This window comes from Flavobacterium tiangeerense, assembly GCF_007830355.1.
GTDB lineage: Bacteria > Bacteroidota > Bacteroidia > Flavobacteriales > Flavobacteriaceae > Flavobacterium > Flavobacterium tiangeerense.
Genome location: NZ_VLKO01000026.1, coordinates 1 through 1,530, shown reverse-complemented (window position 1 = coordinate 1,530; position 1,530 = coordinate 1). Strand labels below are relative to the sequence as shown.

The following is a 1,530-nucleotide window of genomic DNA, read 5'->3' as shown; positions in this document are numbered from 1 at the left end:
CCAATTGCCCAAATCCGTTGTAGTATCTATGTAAAAGCATAACTTAGAGTTACTAAAAACGAAGATTATGCAATTACAAGATGCCTTAACTATTCCAAAGATATTCATTGGTTTAGATATTCACAAAAAAAGCTGGAGCGTTTCCATTCAAACGGATTTGTTTTTTCACAGAACGTTTTCAATGCCTTCTGTTGCCGAGGATTTATACCAATATGTGGAGCGAACATTTCCAAATCACGAAGTAGCTTTAGTTTACGAAGCAGGATGTTGCGGATTTTCTGCAGCGCGCTATTTTTTAAAATTAGGTTGGCATGTTTTGGTGGTCAATCCCTCCGATGTCAAGACAGGAGATAAGGAGCGGTATCAAAAAACTGACGCTTTAGATTCCAAAAATCTGTCCAATCAATTAAAGGCAGGTGTTCTCAAGGGAGTTTATATTCCTACCGAAGAACACGAACAGTTTACCACCTTGGCTCGTCATAGAACGCAAGTCACTAAGAAACTCCGACAAAGCAAATCGCATATCAAAAGTATGTTGCTCTTTCATGGGATTGAAATACCTCCAGCATTTGATAATTCAAATTGGAACAAAGATTTTATGGTATGGCTGGAAAATATAGAATTTAGCACGAGTTGCGGAAAATTGGCTTTGCAAGGCAAAATACGGATGTATAATTTTATAAGGTCAGAGTATTTGGAAATTGCCAATCAAATGCGTGCGCATTGCAGAAAGACCTGTAAGAACGATTATAATCTCTTGAGGAGCATTCCAGGAATTGGCGGTTATCTGTCCAGTGTAATTTTGGCTGAATGTGGTGATTTGCGCCGATTCAATAACGAAGGACAATTTATCTCATACATCGGATTAGTACCAGGGATTTATAATAGCGGCGGATCAGAAAAATGTTTGGGGATAACCCCCAGAAGTCGTTCCCAATTACGAAGTTATTTAGTAGAAGCAGCCTGGATTGCCATTAGAAAAGATGCCGAAATGCAGCAATATTACCGGAAACATCAAGGTAAGAATGTAAAGAGTGTCATCATTAAAATAGCTCATAAATTAGCACGAAGAATACTCTCGGTCATTAAAACCGAAACACCCTATCAAATCAATAGAAACTTAGTATTAGAAAAATAAAAATAACCTTCTTAAAAAGCTCAATCATACCAGAGAATAGACTGCAAAACAGCTAGGGCGGTTCTTTAAAAGAAGCCGCATTTTGTAGTAGGCAGCTATTTTTATTCTTACAATCAAACCGATGCTGGTGGTCTCGTTCTCAAAACGAGAACCACATATAGGAGTGGGAGCTTTAAGAATTTAAAAAGAAAGACAATGAAATAAAAGAGATTAAAATACGTGGCATTATTGAAAAAGTTAGAATAACTTTTTCAGTCTAAGCCTTCGGCAGACAAAAAGTTGTTTCCAACTTTTTCAACAAGCCGTTGGAACGGCATTTTATACTCGAAAAATAACCAACATATAACCCTTTTAAAAGTTGTGAATAACTTTATGATGCTTTACATAGGAGT

1 protein-coding gene is annotated in these 1,530 nt (G+C 36.9%); it reads left to right on the top strand.

Going from position 1 to position 1,530, the window contains the following annotated elements; all coding sequences use genetic code 11:
- Nucleotides 1–67: 67 nt before the first annotated feature.
- Nucleotides 68–1,138 (top strand): IS110 family RNA-guided transposase, encoded by a 1,071-nt coding sequence (locus IQ05_RS15300; RefSeq protein ID WP_144894329.1) that lies wholly within the window; start codon nt 68–70, stop codon nt 1,136–1,138.
- Nucleotides 1,139–1,530: the final 392 nt, after the last annotated feature.